Origin of the sequence: Roseovarius carneus, from assembly GCF_020141465.1 — a bacterium.
Lineage (GTDB): Bacteria > Pseudomonadota > Alphaproteobacteria > Rhodobacterales > Rhodobacteraceae > Roseovarius > Roseovarius carneus.
In genome coordinates this window covers 1,181,317-1,201,126 of record NZ_JAHSPD010000001.1, presented here as the reverse complement: position 1 = coordinate 1,201,126, position 19,810 = coordinate 1,181,317, and the positions used below count along the sequence as shown (strand labels likewise).

Annotated in this window: 19 protein-coding genes; 7 read left to right on the top strand and 12 right to left on the bottom strand. The window is 64.0% G+C overall.

The window, feature by feature from the left end; genetic code table 11:
* Positions 1–114 precede the first annotated feature (114 nt).
* The 5 genes from KUD11_RS05965 to KUD11_RS05945 all read right to left on the bottom strand — a co-directional run bounded on the left by KUD11_RS05965 (position 115) and on the right by KUD11_RS05945 (position 4,616).
* Positions 115–738: a hypothetical protein gene (locus tag KUD11_RS05965; RefSeq protein ID WP_224380157.1), complete on the bottom strand. Its 624-nt coding sequence runs from the start codon at positions 736–738 to the stop codon at positions 115–117.
* Positions 739–779: 41 nt separating this feature from the next.
* Complete coding sequence (locus KUD11_RS05960) at positions 780–914, bottom strand: aa3-type cytochrome c oxidase subunit IV (protein ID WP_109385726.1); 135 nt, start codon at positions 912–914, stop codon at positions 780–782.
* Between the two features lie 505 nt (positions 915–1,419).
* The gene (locus KUD11_RS05955) at positions 1,420–1,872 is read right to left on the bottom strand and encodes a DUF6173 family protein (RefSeq protein WP_109385728.1); all 453 of its coding nucleotides are present in this window, start codon (positions 1,870–1,872) and stop codon (positions 1,420–1,422) included.
* 3 nt (positions 1,873–1,875) lie between these two features.
* Positions 1,876–2,910: an MBL fold metallo-hydrolase gene (locus KUD11_RS05950; RefSeq protein WP_109385730.1), complete on the bottom strand. Its 1,035-nt coding sequence runs from the start codon at positions 2,908–2,910 to the stop codon at positions 1,876–1,878.
* A 2-nt stretch (positions 2,911–2,912) separates the two neighbouring features.
* The gene (locus tag KUD11_RS05945) at positions 2,913–4,616 is read right to left on the bottom strand and encodes an acyl-CoA dehydrogenase (protein WP_109385732.1); all 1,704 of its coding nucleotides are present in this window, start codon (positions 4,614–4,616) and stop codon (positions 2,913–2,915) included.
* A 141-nt stretch (positions 4,617–4,757) separates the two neighbouring features.
* Here KUD11_RS05945 and KUD11_RS05940 point away from each other — a divergent pair, with 141 nt between their 5' ends.
* Positions 4,758–5,708 (top strand): L-threonylcarbamoyladenylate synthase, encoded by a 951-nt coding sequence (locus KUD11_RS05940; protein WP_109385734.1) that lies wholly within the window; start codon positions 4,758–4,760, stop codon positions 5,706–5,708.
* A gap of 160 nt (positions 5,709–5,868) precedes the next feature.
* On the opposite strand, the gene KUD11_RS05935 is transcribed toward KUD11_RS05940, so the two are convergent.
* Positions 5,869–6,423 (bottom strand): YqgE/AlgH family protein, encoded by a 555-nt coding sequence (locus KUD11_RS05935; protein ID WP_109388169.1) that lies wholly within the window; start codon positions 6,421–6,423, stop codon positions 5,869–5,871.
* A 209-nt stretch (positions 6,424–6,632) separates the two neighbouring features.
* Here KUD11_RS05935 and KUD11_RS05930 point away from each other — a divergent pair, with 209 nt between their 5' ends.
* On the top strand, positions 6,633–7,451 hold the full coding sequence (locus tag KUD11_RS05930) for a protein-disulfide reductase DsbD domain-containing protein (protein ID WP_109385736.1): 819 nt from the start codon (positions 6,633–6,635) through the stop codon (positions 7,449–7,451).
* A 16-nt stretch (positions 7,452–7,467) separates the two neighbouring features.
* Here KUD11_RS05930 and KUD11_RS05925 read toward each other — a convergent pair whose 3' ends face one another.
* The 4 genes from KUD11_RS05925 to KUD11_RS05910 form a co-directional block, all read right to left on the bottom strand.
* Positions 7,468–10,860, bottom strand: a complete 3,393-nt coding sequence (locus KUD11_RS05925) for an efflux RND transporter permease subunit (RefSeq protein WP_109385738.1) — start codon at positions 10,858–10,860, stop codon at positions 7,468–7,470.
* Positions 10,861–10,863: 3 nt separating this feature from the next.
* Positions 10,864–12,342, bottom strand: coding sequence for an efflux RND transporter periplasmic adaptor subunit (locus KUD11_RS05920; protein ID WP_109385740.1), 1,479 nt, complete (start codon positions 12,340–12,342; stop codon positions 10,864–10,866).
* A 104-nt stretch (positions 12,343–12,446) separates the two neighbouring features.
* A complete protein-coding gene (gene moaB, locus KUD11_RS05915; protein ID WP_109385742.1) occupies positions 12,447–12,989 on the bottom strand; it encodes a molybdenum cofactor biosynthesis protein B in 543 nt (180 codons plus the stop codon).
* Positions 12,986–13,759: a uracil-DNA glycosylase gene (locus KUD11_RS05910; RefSeq protein WP_109385744.1), complete on the bottom strand. Its 774-nt coding sequence runs from the start codon at positions 13,757–13,759 to the stop codon at positions 12,986–12,988. The genes moaB and KUD11_RS05910 overlap by 4 nt, the downstream gene beginning before the upstream one ends.
* A gap of 158 nt (positions 13,760–13,917) precedes the next feature.
* Here KUD11_RS05910 and KUD11_RS05905 point away from each other — a divergent pair, with 158 nt between their 5' ends.
* The 5 genes from KUD11_RS05905 (at position 13,918) to KUD11_RS05885 (ending at position 17,694) form a co-directional block, all read left to right on the top strand.
* Complete coding sequence (locus KUD11_RS05905; RefSeq protein WP_109385746.1) at positions 13,918–14,874, top strand: aspartate carbamoyltransferase catalytic subunit; 957 nt, start codon at positions 13,918–13,920, stop codon at positions 14,872–14,874.
* Between the two features lie 28 nt (positions 14,875–14,902).
* Positions 14,903–15,442, top strand: a complete 540-nt coding sequence (locus tag KUD11_RS05900) for a hypothetical protein (RefSeq protein WP_109385748.1) — start codon at positions 14,903–14,905, stop codon at positions 15,440–15,442.
* Between the two features lie 103 nt (positions 15,443–15,545).
* On the top strand, positions 15,546–16,835 hold the full coding sequence (pyrC, locus tag KUD11_RS05895; protein ID WP_109385750.1) for a dihydroorotase: 1,290 nt from the start codon (positions 15,546–15,548) through the stop codon (positions 16,833–16,835).
* Entirely contained in the window at positions 16,835–17,443 is a 609-nt protein-coding gene (gene plsY, locus KUD11_RS05890) for a glycerol-3-phosphate 1-O-acyltransferase PlsY (RefSeq protein WP_109385752.1), read from the top strand. Before pyrC ends, plsY begins: the two co-directional genes overlap by 1 nt.
* Positions 17,440–17,694, top strand: a complete 255-nt coding sequence (locus KUD11_RS05885; RefSeq protein WP_109385754.1) for a hypothetical protein — start codon at positions 17,440–17,442, stop codon at positions 17,692–17,694. Before plsY ends, KUD11_RS05885 begins: the two co-directional genes overlap by 4 nt.
* Here the strand turns inward: KUD11_RS05885 and KUD11_RS05880 are convergent.
* Together KUD11_RS05880 and KUD11_RS05875 are read right to left on the bottom strand one after the other, a co-directional pair.
* Positions 17,691–18,476, bottom strand: coding sequence for an inositol monophosphatase family protein (locus KUD11_RS05880; RefSeq protein WP_109385756.1), 786 nt, complete (start codon positions 18,474–18,476; stop codon positions 17,691–17,693). The genes KUD11_RS05885 and KUD11_RS05880 overlap by 4 nt on opposite strands.
* Entirely contained in the window at positions 18,463–19,809 is a 1,347-nt protein-coding gene (locus KUD11_RS05875; RefSeq protein WP_109385758.1) for a TldD/PmbA family protein, read from the bottom strand. Before KUD11_RS05875 ends, KUD11_RS05880 begins: the two co-directional genes overlap by 14 nt.
* Position 19,810 lies beyond the last annotated feature (1 nt).

Sequence of the window (19,810 nt, the reverse complement as noted above, 5' to 3'; positions counted from 1 at the left end):
TTTGCATTTTTCCTGAAACAGGAAAAATGCTGACCCCCCTCAGCCCGGCCCAAGAAACGCAAACGGCCCGCTCTCGTCAGAGCGGGCCGTTTCGCATTTGAACGCCGTGAAAGTTCAGTTCGTCGTGGCCGCTTTCCACTGATCCGGGTTCCACTCTGCCAGAACCTTCGAATTGTCGTCGCTGTCATACTCATGCAGGAGACGCTCGCTCACGCCCGGCACAGCACCAAACTGATCCGCGAGCTTCTTTGGCAGCCAGGATTGCGTGATCTGACCGGGGAAAAGCTGCGCCATCACAGCAGAGGTGCTGTAGGCACATTGCGCCCCCGGAACTGGCCCCGCTTGCTTGACGAGGGCCGCCGCACGCGCGGCAAGCTCTGGTGTTACGTCCAGCGTCTGGATTTTCACATGAAATGTCTCGCGGGCATGAAAGCGGGTGTAGACATCCGCCACCTGCGGCGTCACCCCGTAGAGCACATCGTTGCGCTCAGGGATTGTCTCATGCGCAAACGAGCCTGCGGGATCATAAATAATCCGCTGCGCCCCATTGATCATCAGCGATGTATGCGCCCCGTTGCCGTTGCGGTTGTTCAGCATCGTAAAGAGCGTGAGGCGGGGCGGACCATCATGGGTATAGGCGGCGCGCTGCACCTCCTCATCCGTGGCCCAAACCGATTCTGCCGCGCAGCCCGTCAAAGCGAATAGCGCGCAAAACGCCATAGCGAAAACCCGTGTCATGTCTGGCCCCCCAAGCGGCGCAGTCTGAAGTCAGATCTGATTCAGCTGTTGAAAAGGGCGAGGAATACCAAGATGCCGATGCTCACCACCGAAACCCGCACAGACCAGGTGACGAATCCGTCAAAGGCCTTTTCCTGCGCTGTGATATCCATTTCGCCGTGCTTGTGTTCGGACATGGCTTGTCCCTTTCGTCATTACGCGTTTTGCTTGTGTGTAACGCATCACGCGGGGCCTGTCACGCCCCGGCGTGCTGGCAAAATAGTGGAGGCACAAAGCCCCACACATGCCATAGACTTAGAACTCCGCTGTGCCAGCATCCGTGTGTTCAAGGTATTTCAAGCGCTTCACGAAATCCTGAATCACTGGTTTTCGTGAAACGCGCACATCATTTGAGCGTTCCGCGCACTTCACCTCGATTGAGTGCCTCACGTCTAAGGCAAACCGCTTTAAGATCAGAAAGAAGCCGGGTCGAAGCGCCCCGACACCACCAAAACGCGCGCCAATTGACGTGACATGCGGGCAGCGCGGGGCAGCCTCTTCCTGATGCGGTCATCGGCTCCTCAGCCTGTACCGCCCTAACAGTCTACGCCAACCACGATTAACAAAGCGTTTCGGGCTTCTTTCTGATCTTAAATACCTAAACAGAGCATCAACCAAACAATGCTCCGCCGGGTCGGGCGCTCAAGCCTTGCCAAGATCCTGTGCGAGGCGAAAGCCGATCCGCTCGGGCGGGGCCTCGGGGCGCGGTTTGGGCAAGGCGCGCAAGAGCACGCTCAGCTGGCTCACATGCTGGACCAGTTGGGTTTTTCCGCCCGTCCCGTCAGCGCCATAAAATGTCACGATATCGGGGTCAAAATACCCCATCCCTTCGATCCGCAAAACGCCCGCATCGCCGCCCACGAATCCCATCGCCACCTCATGCTCTTCGTCGAGGGTCTTCTCGAAATTCTGGATATAGAGGATGAGCCGCTCATAGGCCCATTCCGCCGCACTTTTCTGCTCCACCGGCTTGGCCTTGACCGCATCGGGCAATGTGCCCTCGCCCGATTGTGCAGGGTCCACATGGGCCTCCCGCCAACGCGGCAGAGCCGCCGATTCCAGCGCCTCGGCGGAGGTGGCTATATCATCATCCATTGCTTAGTCCTTTATCTGCCAAAGCCATGCGCCATCCTCTCGGCGGCGGCGCGTGATGCGACCAGCCTGATGCAGATGATTGAGATGCGCAACCGCCTCCACAAGGGCCAGACCGTATGTCCCGCCATCAATTTTCCGTTTGAAGAGCGGCGCGAAGCACTCTGCCGCCGTGCGGGGCGTGGCCAGATGCGCCTCCAGCCGCCGGAGCGCGCCATGATGATTGTCGATGAGTTGCTCCATCCGCTTGGGCAGGCCCGTGAAGGGCAGCTTATGCCCCCCCAAAACCAGATGCTCGGGCCGGGCCAGCGCTTTGAACCGCGCGCAGGCTTCGAGCCAGTCAGAAAGCGGGTCTGCCTCGGGCTCGGTCGGATAGACGCCGATATTGGGGCTAATCGAGGGCAGGATCTGATCACCGGAGAGGACCAGATCATCCGTCCGACTCCACAGCGTGAGGTGCTCGGGCGCGTGCCCGCCGCCGGTATGCACGCCCCAGTCCCGGCCCCCAATGGTCAGCGTATCGCCCTGCTGTACGCGGGTATATCCCACCGGAATAGGCGCGCAGGTATCGCCGAAATTGAAGGGCCGCTCGCCCGCGCGTTTGGCGTAGATCTCCGCATCCATCCCCGCGCTGCGCCAGAATTTCAGCGCCTGTGGCGTTGGCCGCTCCTCCACATCCATGATCAGCATCCGCGCCATCAGCCAAGCGGTGCGCGTCGCCACCAGCTCGCAATCAAAGCGCTCCATCAACCACCCGGCCATGCCAACATGATCAAGGTGATGATGGCTGATAATCACCCGCCCCACGGGCTTGCCCATGAGAGGCCCCGCGAGCAAACGCTCCCAGATTGCGACGGAGCGTTTGGAGAACATACCGGTATCAAACACGGTCCAGCTTTCGCCCTCGTCCAGCGCGTAGATGTTCACATGATCCAGAACCATCGGCAGCGGCATCCGCATCCAAAGGATGCCCGGTGCGACCTCAATGGCCTGCCCCTCGGCGGGCGGCACCGCCCAAGGCGTGCGCAGGCCCTCGGGCATGTTCACCGCGCCATTGCTCGAACATCAGCCGCATAAAGCCCCGCAGCCCCGGCACGTGCCTCGGCCAGCTTGGCTGCATACTCGGGCAACATCCGCGCCATGTAGAACCGGGCCAACGCCAGCCGTGCACCTCCCTCGACCCGCGCCGCCTTGAGATGCGCCTGCCCGCCAAGAACCCGCGCAAACGCCGCGAGATAAGGCACAGCGCCCGCGAAGCGATCTTCTGCCGGGTGTTGCACTATCCAATCGGTGCCCGCGCGCAGGGCCGCGCAGGCCTCAAGCAAAGGCTCGGCCAGATCGGGCAGGTCCGCCCGCACGGCTTGGGCCTCGGCCTCGATTTCGTCCAAGATCACATATGCCATCTCGCCCTCATCCATCATCTTGCGGCTCACCAGATCCATCGCCTGAATCCCGTTGGTGCCTTCATAGATCGCCGTCACCCGCACATCGCGCGTGAACTGCGCCGCACCTGTTTCCTCAATATAGCCCATGCCGCCATGCACTTGCACGCCCATATCCGCGACCCGGACGCCTGTATCGCTGCCGAAGGCCTTGGCGATGGGCGTCAGGAACGCGGCCCGCGCGGCCCATGCCGCCTGCCCGGTGGCCGTCTCCATATCAATCGCCACGGCACAGCTCAGCGCGATGGCGCGCGCTGCGAACACATCCGCCTGCATTGTAAGCAGCATCCGGCGCACATCAGCATGGTCGATGATCGCGGTCGCCCCCAAGGGCGTCACACCCTGCCGACGGTCCGATGCATAGGCCAGCGCATGTTGAAAGGCCCGCTCGGCCACGCCTATACCCTGCCCGCCCACACCAAGCCGCGCATTGTTCATCATGGTGAACATCGCGCGCATGCCTTTATGCGGCTCCCCCACGAGCCAGCCTTTGGCACCGGCATACTCCATCACCGCCGTGGGGCTGCCATGCAGGCCAAGCTTGTGCTCAAGGCTGACCACCGACAGATCATTGCGCACGCCTGGATTGCCATCCGCATCGGGCAGGAATTTCGGCACCACAAAGAGCGAGATACCCTTCGTGCCCTCCGCCCCATCCGGCAAACGCGCGAGCACCAGATGACAGGTGTTCTCGGTCGCGTCATTGTCGCCCCAGCTGATGTAAATCTTCTGGCCCGTGATGGCGTAGGTCCCGTCGCCCCCGGGCTCTGCCTTTGTGCGCAGCGCACCCACATCGCTGCCCGCCTGCGCCTCGGTCAGGTTCATCGTCCCGTTCCATTGCCCACTCACCAACTTGGGCAGGTAAAGCGCCTTGATCTCATCGCTCGCATGATGCTCCAACGCCTCGATCTGGCCCTGGCTCATCAAAGGCGCGATTTGCAGGCTGAGACAGGCTGAGGCCATCATCTCATTGACCGCCGTGGCCACAGTAATCGGCAGCGCCAGACCGCCATAGGCCTCGGATGCGGTGATCGCGGCCCAACCGCCCTCAGCCACCGCGCGATACCCTTCGGCAAACCCCTCAGGCAGACGCACCACACCATTCTCAAGGCGCGCGCCCTCCCGGTCCCCCGGCGCGTTGAGCGGTGCCAGAACCTGCTCACACATCCGCGCGGCCTCAGATAAAATCGTAGCAACAGTCTCCGCATTCGCCTCGCCAAAGCGCTCAGTGCCCGCCACAAGGTCAAGACCCACGACATGACGCATCAGCAGATCATACTCAGCAAGGGGCGCACGATAGGACATGAGGGTCTCCAGATGAGGGCTGAGTGTAAAACGCGTTGGCAAAATACATACGCGCCGCTAAGCAGGGCGCGCCCCAGCGACCCTAGACTGGCGTAACACCCGATCAACCCAAACGCCGCGTCACGAAAGGCACAATACCCCGTGCACACGCTTCACCTCAGAGCAGACATCGACGGGATCACCCGCGCGGCCACCCTTCTGCAAGAGGGCGGGCTAGTCGCTTTCCCGACCGAGACGGTCTACGGCCTCGGCGCGGACGCCACAAACGGCGCCGCCGTAGCAAGCGTTTATGCGGCCAAGGGCCGACCGGCGTTCAACCCGCTTATCGTGCATGTGGCCAGCATCGAAGACGCTCAGCGCTACGCCCTCTGGAGCGATGCGGCCGACAGGCTCGCCACGCTCTGGCCCGGCCCGCTCACTCTGGTGCTGCCACGCAAGCCCGCCTCGCCGCTCGCCTTACTGACCACCGCAGGCCTCGATAGCGTGGCGCTGCGCATCCCCGCGCATCCCGTGGCCCGCGCGCTGCTCGCCACATTCGGCGGGCCTCTCGCCGCCCCATCAGCCAACCCCTCGGGCCGGATCAGCCCGACAACAGCCGCCCATGTGGCGGATGGGCTAACGGGCCGCATCGACGCGATCATAGATGGAGGAGCGTGTAGCGTGGGCCTTGAATCCACGATCCTCGGGCTGACCGACCAAAACGGCAGCACCACCCTCCTGCGCCCCGGCGGCCTGCCACAAAGCGTGATCGAGGCTGCACTCGGCGCGCCTCTGACAACAGAAGATCAAACCAGCATCACCGCCCCCGGCCAACTGGCCTCACATTACGCGCCAAACGCGTCGCTGCGCCTCAACGCCACAGATCTGAGACCCGGCGAAACCCTCCTCGGCTTTGGCCCCGTGGCAAACGCCACCCTAAATCTCTCGCCCGGCGCAAACCTGACTGAAGCCGCCGCCAACCTTTTCGACCACCTGCACCAGTTGGACGCGGCAGGCCCGGCCAAAATCGCCGTCTCACCGATCCCAGACCACGGTCTCGGCCACGCCATCAACGACCGCCTGCGCCGCGCCGCCGCGCCACGCGATCAGTAGCGGCCCAAAAGACACCCTCCCAGGTCCCAAACCTTCTTCTTAGCAAAAATACTCACGCTCCAAGCACGACACAGGCCACGAAAACCAATCCCGAGGCCATCCGCCAGAGGCGGAGGGGCGAGACATCAGCGCGCGCAAGCGCTCTGTTTTTAAATAGCCCTCAGGCCCGGCCTGCCGCCGCCGACAGGGTCAGCGGATCAATACCTAAACACGACAGCGCCGCCTCCCATTTCTCCATGTCAGGCACACCGAAGATCAGGCCCTGAGACGCCTCGCAAATGAGCCATCCATTATCCGCAATCTCCGCCTCAAGCTGGCCGGGGCCCCAGCCTGCATAGCCCAGCGCCACCAGTGCCTCGACCGGCCCCCGACCCAGCGCCAGATCCTCCAGCACATCCATCGTGGCGGTCATGCCGAAATCATCGCCAACCATCAGGGTCGAAATCGCACTCTCATACCCCGCCTCATGCAACACAAAGCCACGCCCGTTCTCCACCGGCCCGCCAAAATGCACGAGGCCCTCGCGCGCATCCGCGCCCAGAGGCACACCCATCTGCTCCAGCAAGCTGCGCAACGGCAAATCGGGCATCGGTTTGTTGACGATCAGACCCATCGCGCCGTCAGCGGAATGTGCGCACATGAAGATGACCGAATGCTCAAACCTAGGGTCGCCCATGCCGGGCATCGCAATCAAAGCGCACCCCGTCAGATCCATGCCATCGCTCACCACGCGCCGCTCCTTCATTTCAGCAGACACCCAAACATGCGTCACACCCCCCGCCCTGACAAGGGCCAAGGCCCGAGACCGCACGGCTGGGCGGCCTGCGCATTTCGGTCCAAGGAACGGCCTCCCTAAAACAGATGCTGCAAAATATGACACCAAAGTGAGTTGGCATTTACCGCGTTCTGGCGCATCTCGAAGGGATGAAACCTCTTTTGCACCCCCTCGCCCTCATCGCCACGCTTCTCATAACGCCCCTCGCCGCGCTGGCTGAGGACTTATCGGATGTCGTCTCGGCCAAGCTTCTGCCCGGATGGCGCAGCGCGGATGGCACGCATATGGCGGGGCTTGAGATCACCCTCGCGCCGGGCTGGAAAACCTATTGGCGCGCGCCCGGCGATGCAGGCATCCCGCCGCAGTTTGATTGGCGCGCCTCGCAAAATCTTGCGGGGGCCGAAATCCGCTGGCCCGTGCCAAATCGCGTCGATCAGGACGGTATGATCTCAATCGGCTATAGCGGCACTGTCGTCCTGCCCCTGCGGCTCACGCCCAGCCGTGCGGGCCGCGACATCACCCTGTCGGGGCAGATCAGCATGGGCGTCTGCGAAGATGTGTGCATTCCCGTCGATCTCACCCTCTCGGCCACCCTGCCCAAGGATGGCACGGCCCGCGATCCACGCATCGCCGCCGCCCTCGCCAACCGGCCCGATACGCAAAAAGAGGCGGGTGTGACGGGTGTTTCCTGCGCCATCTCCGCCGGCAGTGACGGCGCGCTGAAGCTGAGCGCGCAAATGCGGCTGGGCGATACCGGGCGCGATGAAATGGTCGTGGTCGAGACGGACAATCCCAAGGTCTGGGTTGCTCCCACCACGTCTGCGCGCAACGGCAATACCCTGACCGCTGAGACCGAGTTGATGCATGTCGAAGGCAGCTCTTTCGCGCTCAACCGTCAGGGCATCCGCATCACGGTTCTGGGCGGCTCGAAAATGGTCGATATCAAAGGATGCCCCGCAGGAGGGTGACCCGCAGCCTGATCGCTCAGGCGGGCCGCCGCCACACGTGGCGCATCCCCACCGCGAGATAGAGCACCACGGACACGAGAACAGCCCCTAGCAGGAACGCCATGAGCGCGGCCCTCAGCGGCTCCATTCCGGCCACAAACGGCAGCACACTCAGCACCGGACCGGGCAGCGCGTGGGTCAGAGCTACAGCCCCTAGCGTGGCCACGAACCACAGCGCCAGCACCGAGATCCCGGCACCAAACGCACTGCGCACAGGCGCCACCCGGAACCGCATACCCCGGCGCAGCGCGGCCCATTGCCGGGCCACATCCTGCTGCATCGCCATCAGCGCGGGCACGACCAAAAGCACCAGAAACATCCCGAAGCCCAGACCGTAAACCAGCGTGATCACCGTTGGTTTGAGAAACTGAGCTTGTTGCGATTGCTCAAAGAGCAAAGGGGTCAGCCCCAGCACCGTCGTCAGCGTGGTCAGCATCACAGGCCTCAGCCGGTCCGCCGCCCCGTCGATGATCGACGGGACAAGTCCACGCTCCTCGGCATATTCGTCAATCGTGGTGACCAGAACAATGGAATCGTTGATGATGATTCCCGTCATCCCCAGAAGCCCCACCACCGTGAACATGCTGAGCGGCACGTCCCACGCATGGTGGCCATAGATCGTGCCAACAAGTCCAAACGGGATGATCGCCATCACCACCACGGGCCGCGTCCAGCTGGAGAACACCCACGCCAGCACCAGGTATATCCCCACCAGCGTCAGCATCAGACCAAGCTGGGCCTGGGCCAGAAACTCATCCTCCTGCTCGCTCAGGCCCGAGAGGCGATATTCCACCTGCAACTCGGCGGCGATGGCGGGCAGGATGTCTTCCTCCAGCGCGGTCGTGATCTCATTGGCGCGCACGGGATCATCCTCGGAGATCGCGCCCGTGACGCTGATCAACCGGATGCCGTTTTCGCGCCGCACGGTGGAGAAGCCGTCGCGCCGCTCCACGCTCACGATATCGGCCAGCGGCACATAAGCGCCCGACGGGGTGCGCAGCTGCATCCGCTCCAGAAAATCCGCCGTCAGCTCACCCTCGGGCAGCTCCACCCGCACATCGGCGCTGCGTGGGCCAGACGGATAGGTCGCAGCCTCAATGCCAGCGATGCGCGCGCGGATCACCTGCCCCAGCGCGTCAATCTCAAAGCCAAGCGCCGCGCCCTGCGGGGTGAGATCCAGCACCAGCTCCTGCTTGTCATAGGCGAGGTTATCCTCCACCCCCGACACTTCCGGGTAACGCGCCAACGCCGCCTTGAGCGCCTCGGACGCAGCCTTCAGCCCCTCGGCGGTCGCTCCGTAGAATTGCACGTCAAGCGCGTCGTCGCCCGGACCGCTGCGGAAGCCCCGAAAGCTAACCGTTTCGGCAAGAGGGTGCTGGACCACGCTGTCCTGCAACGCGCCGATGAACTCAAAGCTGGAATAGGGGCGCTGATCGGCATCGATCAATTCAATCGAAATCCCACCCAATTGGTCGGCATCCTTCGTCCCGCTTCCAGAAAGACCGCGCCCGGCATTGCCCCCCACCTCGGCCATGACAAAGACCAGCGGGTTGACCCCATACTCCGCCTCGTATTCCGCACCCAGTGCCTCGGTCGCGCGCTGCAACTCGCGCATCATCTCAAGCGAATCGGCGCGTGTGGCACCCGGTGCCATGGCGAAGTTGCCGGTCACGCTGGCGCGTTCGGGCGCGTTGAAGAACCGCCATGTCACATCGCCTTTGACAAAGAGAGCCGCCTGCGACGCGAGCGCCAGAAGCACCAGCGCAAAAACCGGATAGCGCCCCTTGATCACCAGCGCCATGAGAGGGCGAAACGCCCGCTCGCGCATAAACACAAAGCCTTTGTTCACAAAGCGCGAGGGCGCATCATACCAATGTTCTTTGGCGGAGGCGCGCAGAGCATGGCTCATGTGATGCGGCAGGATCAGAAAACATTCCACCAGCGAGGCCAAAAGGACCACCACCACGGTAAAGGGAATATCCGCGATCAAGTCCCCAAACCGCCCACCGATCACCACCAGCCCAAAGAAGGCGATGAGCGTGGTGAGTGTCGCACTGAACACCGGCAGGGCCATCCGCCGCGCCGCGTTTTCGGCGGCAACAACCGGACTCTCGCCCTTGTCGCGCACCCGCGCATCGGCATGTTCACCTACCACAATGGCGTCATCCACCACGATCCCAAGCGTGATGATCAGCGCGAACAGCGAGATCATGTTGAGCGTGATCCCCGCCGCATACATCAGCGCCACGGTGGCCAGCATCGCGACCGGAATTCCCGCCGCGACCCAGAAGGCCGTGCGCGCATTGAGAAACAAAAAGAGCAGCATCACTACAAGGCCCAGCCCCATCGCCCCATTGCTCAAAAGGATGCTGAGCCGCGAGGATATATCCTCAGACCGGGTGCGGATGAGATCAACGCTCACCCCGTCCGGCAGGCTCAGGGCCATCTGCGCCGCCACCTCCTCAACCGTCTCCTGAATGCCGATTGCATCGCCACGCGCCGAGCGGTCCACCCGGATCGACATGGCCGGATCATCGCCCACGAAATAGCTGCGCAACCGCGCCGTCCCGAGCGCTTGGATCGTCGCCACATCCCCAACGGTCAGGCTGGAGCCATCATCGCGCACACGCAACGTGATGCCCGCAATCTCCTCGGGGCTGCGCTTCTCGCTGCCGGTACGCACGCGGGTCGCGGCCCCCTCCACATCGCCTGCGGGGTCGGTGTTCACCTCGGCCCGGATCGCGGTGGCAATCTCGCGCAGCGTGATGTCATTGGCCATAAGCGCCGTGCTCGGCACCTCGATCAAGGTCCGGGGGGCGGCCACGCCGCGCACCGTGGTCCGCGTCACGCCCGCAAGATAGAGCCGCGTGACCAGCTCATCGGCGTAAAGCCCAAGCTGATCGGCGGACAAGGGCCCGGTGATCACCACATCCGTGACCCGGTCCCGAAACGCCCCGCGCCGCACCTCGGGCTCTTCGGCCTCCTCGGGCAGGGTGGTCACGGTGTCTACCGCCCCCTGCACCTCATCGGCGGCGCGCGCCATATCCCAGTCGGGCTCAAACTCCAACGTGATCGAGCCGGAGTTTTCGCGGCTCGATGCCTCGGAGCTTTCAACGCCTTCCACCGCCAATAGGGCGGGCTCCAGCACTTGGATGATGGCGCTGTCGATATCCTCGGCGCTCGCATTGCGCCATTCGGTGGTGACGGTGACATTGGCCACAACCACATCGGGGAAAAACTGCGCGCGCATGTTAGGGGCCGCCACAAGGCCCAGCACCACCATCACGACCAAGAGCAGGTTCGCCGCCGTTGGATGGCGCGTGAAATAGGACAGGATGCCGCCCGCCCCCTCGGGGATCATGCGGGCCATGCCCTAGCCCCCCATGCGGTTTTCCAGCCGCTGCACCACGTCCGCCTCGACCTGAGTTTGGTTGAGCTGCCCCAGAAGGCGGGCCTTCACCGCTTCGGGCATACGGGCATTGCCCTCGACATAAGCAACGAGCCGCGCCCGGCGCTCTGCATCAAGCTCCAGCATCTCGGGGGCGGCGGCCTGATCTTGCGTATTATCCTGACCAGTGCCGCGAATGGCGCGTACCTTGATGCCCGCGCCCAGCAGGGGCGATCGCTCGGTCACAATCTCGCGGCCCTGCAAGGCCTCGCCGCGCACCAAAATATCATCGCCCTGCCGCCGAATGAGCGTCGCGCTCAGCGCCTCCAGCCGATCCGCCTGATCGCCCTGACCAAGCGCCAGAACCGTGCCATCCGCCCCAAGCGCCGCCGAGGGCAAGCGCACCAGACGCGGCAATGCGGGCTCCTCAATACGCACGGTGACAAAATCCCCCGGACGCAAGCCCTCTGCCGCATCAAGTGCGGCAAAAACCAGCCGCCCCACCTGAGCCTCGCCGACTGCGGCACTGGCCCTGAGGATACGCCCCGTGGCCTCAATCTCCGCGCCGAAGGCCTCAAGTGTCACTGTCACAGGTGCCTCGCGCACGCGGGCGTCGTCGTCCAGAAGTCGCGCGAATTGCGGAGTGGAGATGCGAAACGCCACCTCCAACCGCTCCGGATCAATCAATGTCGCAAGCCGCTCATTCGCGGTCACAAGCCGGCCCTCAACCACCGCCACATCGCTGAGCGCGCCGGAAAAGCCCGCCCTGATCTCGGTCTCGGCCAGCCGTCGTTGCGCCTCCTCCAGAGCAATCTGTGCCCGCGCCAGCCGCCTGACGGCCTGATCCTCGCGCGCCTCGGCGGCGGCTTCGGCAATGCGGCGCGTCAAAACGGCCTGATCGGCTTGCGCAGCGGCCAGCTCAGCCACTTCGACCGCCGCCGCCGTGCCGACGCCGCGCGCCTCCAGATCGACCTGCCGCGCAAACGCGCGCTGCCGCAAATCCGCCTGCGCACGCGCCGCACCCAACTCATCGCGCGCAAGGCCAAGACCGCGCGCCGCATCCCGCTCCTCGGCCTCGGCGTCCATCACATCGCTGCGCGCACGCGCCTCGGCCGCCGCCGCATCCGCCGGGTCGATCTGCGCCAACAATTGCCCCGCTGTGACGCGCCCGCCCTCTTCAAACACCGGATCAAGCGTGACGAGGCGCCCCGCCGCCTTGCTGCGCAGTTCCAGAACACGGCGGCTCTGCACCTCGCCAAAGGCGGTGAGAACCGGAGCGATCTCTGCCTCCTCAGCCGTGATCACGCGCACCGCAAACATCCGCTCGCGCCGCTCGGCAGGGACCGCCTCATCCGCAAGACGCGCCTGCACCGCCCCATAAAGGACAAGACCCGCATAGGCCAAAATGCCCACAGTCAACGACAGCAGGAGAAGTCCGGTCAGGCTTTGTCGCAGAAAACGCATGGGGGTTGCGGACCTTGCAAAATGGCTCGGAAACTAACGCGCAGAGCCGCATCCGGCCCACAGGTGTAACATAAGCGCAAAGACGCAAATGCCAAGGTTGCGGGCTACTTGCGCCGCTTATGCTCCTCAAGACGGGGCATGATCTCGACGAAATTGCAGGGCCTGTGACGGTAATCCAGCTGGAGGCTGAGGATACCGTCCCACGCATCCTTGCACGCACCGGGGCTACCGGGCAGCGCAAAAAGATAGGTCCCCCCCGCCACGCCCGCCGTGGCCCGGCTCTGCACGGCGCTGGTGCCGATCTTGGCCATGCTCACATGGGTAAAGACGGTGCCAAAGGCCGTGATCTCCTTTTCATAGACATCTTGGTGCGCCTCAACGGTCACATCGCGCCCCGTCAGACCCGTGCCCCCGGTGGAGATCACCACATCAATCTCCGGGTCCGCGATCCAGTTGTGCAACTGTGCTGCAATCTCGGCGCGCTCATCGCGCACGATCATGCGCCGCGCGAGAGTATGCCCCGCCGCCTCGATCCGCGCCGCCAGCGTGTCACCCGATCGGTCATCCGCCATGTCGCGCGTATCGCTGACCGTCAGCACAGCAATATGTACTGGGATAAACTCGCGTGTCTCGTCAATCCGGCTCATGCCGTCCCTCCTCTCAACATTCTCAAATGCGCCTGAAGCGCCAAAAGATCGGCCCACGCCTCCCGCTTCGCGCCCGGATTGCGCAAAAGATACGCCGGGTGAAACATCGGCAGAGCGGGCACGCCATAAGCCTCGGCCCATGTCCCGCGCAGCTTGGTAATCCCGCGCTGGCCAAGCCCTGCAACACAGCTGATATTTCCCATCAAGATCACCACCTCAGGGGCCGCCAGCGCTACATGCCGCGCCACAAAAGGCCGCATCATGTCAATCTCTTCGGGTTGCGGATCACGGTTCTGCGGCGGTCGCCACGGCAAGACGTTGGTGATGTAGACAGACCCCTCCGCCCGTCCAAGGCCAATCGCGCCGAGCATCCGGTCCAAAAGCTGTCCAGCCCGACCCACAAAGGGCCGCCCCTCACGGTCTTCGTCCCGCCCCGGCGCTTCGCCGATGATCATCACCCGCGCGCCCGGAGTGCCATCCGCAAACACCAAATTGCGCGCGCCGCGTTTCAACTCACATTGCTCAAACGCCTCCATCGCGGCGCGAAGCCCGCCCAGATGCGGCGCGCCAGATGCGGCGGCCTGCGCAAGTTCAACGGCACTGCCTTGGGGCGGAGCCGCCGCCGCAGGTACAGACGCCGCCGCTTTCTCGACCTTCGCAGGCACATCATAGCGGTTCAAAGGCGCGTCCAGCATCGCCTCATCCACCCCCAGCTCCACCTGCCAGGCCAAAAGCGCGCGCGCCGTGTGAAAATCCAATCCCGAATCCATGCGCAACCTTATCCCCCCCCAGCGATGGCGAAAACCCGCACCCTTCTTCTTAGCGAAAATACTCAAAAACTCCGCCCCGCCTGCACGCACCGAGGTGCATTGATCCGGGCACGCCGCTCTGCCATAACCGGGTTCGAACCATATAGGGAGCCTGCCACGTGCCCTTTGCACATGATCACCTTCTGGGGATTGAGCACCTCTCACCAGGCGATATCACCACCCTGCTCGATCTCGCCGGGCAGTATGCGGATATGGGCCGTGGCGGGGCCAAGCATTCCGACGCGCTTGCGGGCCTCACCCAGATCAACATGTTCTTCGAGACCTCGACCCGCACCCAAGCCAGCTTTGAGTTGGCGGGCAAACGCCTTGGTGCGGATGTGATGAGCATGTCGATGCAGGCAAGTTCGATCAAGAAGGGCGAGACGCTGATCGACACGGCCATGACGCTCAATGCGATGCATCCCGATCTTCTGGTCGTGCGCCATCCCCACTCGGGCGCGGTGGACCTGCTGGCGCAGAAGGTGAACTGCGCGGTGCTGAATGCAGGTGACGGGCGCCATGAGCACCCGACGCAGGCGCTGCTCGATGCGCTGACCATCCGGCGCGCCAAGGGCCGCCTGCACCGTCTCAACATCGCGATTTGCGGCGATATCGCCCATAGCCGCGTGGCCCGGTCCAACATCATCCTCTTGGGCAAGATGGAAAACCGCATCCGTCTCATCGGCCCGCCCACGCTCATGCCCGCTGGCATTGGGGAGTTTGGCGTGGAAGTTTACGAGAACATGGCTGAGGGGCTGAAAGGCGTCGATGTGGTGATGATGCTGCGCCTGCAACGCGAGAGGATGGATGGCGGTTTCATCCCGTCCGAGCGCGAATATTACCACCGCTACGGGCTTGACGCCGAAAAGCTGGCCCATGCCGCCCCCGACGCTATCGTCATGCATCCCGGCCCGATGAACCGTGGCGTGGAGATCGACGGCGAGCTTGCCGACGACATCAACCGTTCGGTCATCCGCGAGCAGGTCGAAATGGGCGTGGCCGTGCGCATGGCGGCGATGGACCTTCTGGCGCGCCGTCTGCGCGCGCGTCAAACCCCGCCCGGCATCATGGTGTGAAAATTAGCCCGAGAAGAAGGAGCACTGCGTGAGCGACACCATCAACATCCCCGAAGGCGAGCATGGCGTGGTCCGTCTCTTCACGGTCGATCTGCCAAAGGCCGAGATTGAGGCCTTCACCGGCCGCAATGGCCGCTGGCCTCTGGCCGAGGCGATGGGGGCCAGCCATCTGGACGCGGACTATATCGAAGTGTTCGACCTCGGCGATTTGGCCGAGATGGGCCTTGCCGGTTATCTGGAGGAGGGCCAAGGCATCCCCAAAGCACAGATTGACCCCATGCGCACGGAGCTGAGCGCGCTGAGCGGCACAGTGCTCGTCGCCACTTCCCGCGCCTTTGCGCAGAGCGCCCAGACCCTTACGCCCAAGACCCCCCTGCGCTTCATTGCAACCTTCACCGAGGAGCGTGACCCGGTGGCGTTCGAGCCTCTGCCAAACGCCTCCGCTGGCCCGCAAGACGCCAAACCACCCCGCAAAAAACCCTCCGATGCCGCCATGTCGGGGCGCGTTGCCACAGTCGCCCTTCTGGTGCTGGCAGCCCTTGTTACCGTCATGGTCTGGATCGCCTGATGGGCTTGGGGGATGCGTCACTCCAGAGGGCCACCCCCCGCAGCCCCCTCGCCAGCGGCGCAAAAGGCGCAGCGCCGATCCAGCCAACACATAAGGCCGCCCCATGACCCAAACCCTCATCACCAACGCCCGCCTGATTGACCCTGAGGCAGGCACCGACACCCTCGGCAGCCTCTCCATCAAAGACGGTCTGATCGAAGCCTTGCATCCCGAGGACAGCCCGCAAGGGCTGGAGAAGGGCACCCATGTCATCGATGCACGCGGCAAATGCCTTGCGCCGGGGATTGTCGATATCGGCGTGAAGGTCTGCGAGCCGGGCGAACGGCACAAGGAATCCTATCGCTCCGCGGGCCTTGCGGCGGCGGCGGGCGGGGTCACGACCATGGCCACAAGGCCAGACACCCTCCCGGCCATAGACACGCCCGAGGTGCTTGAGTTCACGCGCCGCCGGGCGAATGAGGCGGCCCCGGTGCATGTCCTGCCCATGGCCGCCCTTACCAAGGGCCGTTTGGGCCGCGAGATGACCGAGATCGGCTTTTTGATGGACGCAGGCGCGATTGCGTTTACCGATTGCGACCATGTCATCCAGAACACCAAGGTCTTTTCCCGGGCGCTCACCTATGCCCGTGCCATGGGCGCGCTGGTCATCGCCCACCCGCAGGATCCGGGCCTCTCTGAGGGCGCTGCCGCCACCTCTGGCAAATTCGCCTCGCTTTACGGCCTGCCCGCCGTGTCGCCCATGGCCGAGCGGATGGGCCTTGATCGCGACATCGCCCTGCTGGAAATGACCGGCGCGCGCTATCATGCGGATCAGATCACCACCGCCCGCGCCCTTCCCGCGCTGGAGCGGGCCAAGGCCAACGGGCTCGATATCACCGCAGGCACCTCCATCCACCACCTCACCCTCAATGAGCTGGACGTCGCGGGCTATCGCACCTTCTTCAAGGTCAAGCCGCCGCTGCGCTCCGAAGATGATCGACAAGCCATCATCGAGGCGGTGCGCACCGGGCTGATTGACATCATTAGTTCCATGCACACCCCCCAAGATGAAGAAAGCAAACGCCTGCCATTTGAGGAAGCCGCGAGCGGGGCCGTCGCGCTTGAGACGCTGCTGCCCGCTGCGCTGCGCCTTTATCATGCGGGCGCGCTCGACCTGCCCACGCTTTTCCGGGCCATGTCGCTCAACCCGGCCAAGCGGCTCGGCCTCACTGCGGGGCGTCTTAGCGTGGGCGCGCCCGCCGATCTGGCGCTCTTCGACGCCGATGCGCCCTTCATCCTCGACCGCGCAAAGCTGCTGTCGAAGTCCAAAAACACACCCTTTGATGGTGCCCGCCTTCAGGGCAAGGTTCTGGCCACCTTCGTGGATGGCCACATCGTCTATGAGGCCCCATAGTGCCCGCATTTGAAACCGCCCTGCCGCTTCTCGCCCTCTGGGCGCTCTTTGGATACCTTCTCGGGTCCATCCCCTTTGGCATGGTCCTCGCGCGCCTTATGGGGCTGGGCAATCTGCGCGACATCGGCTCGGGCAATATCGGGGCGACGAACGTGCTGCGCACGGGCAACAAAGGGGCAGCCCTCGGCACGCTGATCCTTGATGGCGGCAAGGGAGCGGTGGCCGTGCTTCTGGCCCGCGCCATAACGGGTGAGGATGCGGCGCAAGCGGCGGGTCTCATGGCCTTTGTCGGGCATTGCTTCCCCGTCTGGCTGCGCTTCAAGGGGGGCAAGGGCGTGGCCACCTTCCTCGGTATCCTTCTGGCGCTGGCACCCATCGTGGGGGCAGCGTGCTGTGCCACATGGCTGGTCACGGCGCTTGTGACACGCATGTCATCCTTTGCGGCGCTGATGGCGGCGGCGACTTCGACCATCTGGATGGTGTTCCTGGGTCATGCGGAGGTGGCAGCCCTTGGTATCATACTGACATTGCTGGTCTATATCCGCCACGGCGAGAACATCCGCCGCCTTAAGGCCGGAACAGAGCCCAAGATTGGCAAGAAGGGGTGAACGCCTTCCTCGCGGCGTTCGATGCACTGCCTCTGGGCACGTTTCAGGGCCGCGCCGGGGGCCGCCGCTATATCGTCACCCGCAGTGATTTCTCCAGCGGGGCTGCACAAAAGCTGATCGCGGAGGAGCTGGGCGGGCCGGGCTATATCAGCCTCAACCTCTATCGCCTCTCCTCTGGTGCGCGGCTCAAACCCTGCGAGATGCCAGAGGTCAAGGTGGTGGATTTCGTGCGGGCCTTCAGACCTGATTAGGCCAGAGCGTCAATGATCTGCCCGTGCAGCCCGGGATTGGCCGCGACCAGCCCATCCACCTGCGCGCCCGGATTGTTGAACCTGAGGCCAGCGCCTCGCCGGTCCGAGGTGAGCGCCCCCGCCTCGCGCAGGATCACATCGCCCGCCGCCACGTCCCATTCCCATGTCGCGCGCAAGGTCATCATCACATCGAACCGCCCCTCCGCCACAAGGCTGAGGCGGTAGGCCAGCGAGGGACGGTATTCACGCTGAAAGTTCGGCACGGTCCCGCGCCAATGCTCAGCCACGTAATTGGCCTTGGCCCCAATCACCGATGCGCCGTCCATCTGACCCCGCGCAGTCACAGACAAAGGCACCCCGTTCAGCGTCGCCCCTTGTCCCTCAGCGGCAGCATAGAGCTTGTCCATCATCGGCAGGTAAACCACGCCCGCCGTGACGCGCCCGCCTTCGGCAATCGCCAGAGAATGTGCCCAAGCGCGCGAGCCCTCGATAAAGCTGCGCGTGCCGTCAATGGGGTCGATGATGAACACCCGCTCAGAGGTCAGCCGCTCCGTGCCATCCTCGGATTCCTCCGACAGCCAGCCATAATGGGGCCGCGCCCCGCGCAGATCTGACTCAAGGGCCGTGTTCACCGCAAGGTCTGCCTCGGTCACAGGCCCTGCGCCATCGGCCTTGTCCCAGCGTCGCGCCTCTGGTCCGGTAAAGCCGCGCGCGATCTTGCCCGCGGCCTTTGCAGCCCGGATCAAAAGCGCCAGATCATTGGCCGCGTCACTCTCCGGCAAGGGTCAACCCTTCGACCAGAAGCGATGGCACCACCGTGGACAGATGTGTGCGTGCGTCATTGGCGGGTGTCATCCGCATCAGCATCTCAGGCAGGCTGCCCGCGATGGTGCATTCATTGACCGGATAGGTGATCTCGCCATTCTCGACCCAAAAGCCCGAAGCCCCGCGCGAATAATCACCCGTATTGGGGTTAATCGTGGAGCCGATCATTGAGGTGACCAACAGCCCCGTGCCCATGTCGCGGATCAAATCCTCCCGGCTGTGCGCGCCTTGGGTCAGCGCCACATTCCACGTGCCGGGCCGCGAGGGGCCAGAGAGGCCGCGCTTGGCATTGCCGGTGGAGCGCAGGCCAAGCTGACGCGCGCTGCCAAGGTCCAAAATCCAGCCCTGAAGCACGCCATCCTGCACCAGCGCGCGCTTGCGTGTCGGCAGGCCCTCACCATCAAAGGGGCGCGATGCAGCGACGCGCGCGCGGTGCGGGTCCTCCATCACCGATAGGGCGGCGGGCAGCACCTCAGCACCGTCCTTGCCCAGAAGCCATGAGGCCCCTCGCGCGATCGCCGCACCATTCGCAGCACTCAGCAAATGGCCTATTAGTGACGATGAAATCCGCTCATCAAACAGGACCGGATAAGCCCCCGTGGGTGGTTTGCGCGCGCCGACACGCGCCGTTGCGCGCTGCCCGGCGGTACGGCCAATCTCGTCCGCGCTACGCAAGTCCGCGCCAAAAATCCGCGCGTCTCCGTCATAGTCACGCTCCATCCCCGCGCCTTCCCCGGCGATGGCCACGCTGGAGATATGCCAATCAGTGCGCGCGTAGCTCGCGGCGAAACCGTTGCTCATTGCCATGGTCATGTTGCGCAACTGGTAGGCGGCACTGGCCGATTGCGATTGTGTGACGCCCGGCTGCGCCAAAGCTGCCGCCTCGGCCTCGGCCGCCCATGCCTGAAGCTGGGCCGGATCAGGCTCCGCGCTGGGATCGCAAAGCTCAAGCGCGTCCATGTTCCAATCGCAGGCCAGTTCTTCCGCGTCTGCCAGCCCGATATAGGGGTCTTCGGGGGCCTCGCGCGCCATGGCGACAGCACGCTCGGCCAAAATCGCCAACGTCTCGGGGCGGGTGTCCGAGGAAGACACGCTGGCCGAGCGTTGCCCGATCAAAACGCGCAACCCCACGTCACGCCCTTCTGAGCGTTCGGCCTGCTCCAGAACCCCGCCGCGTACGTCGATCATTACCGACGCCTCCTCGGCCACCATCGCATCGGCGGCCTCGGCCCCCGCTTTTTTGGCCGCTGCGAGAAGCATCTCGGCAAGGTCGTGGGTCGCTTGGGTCATG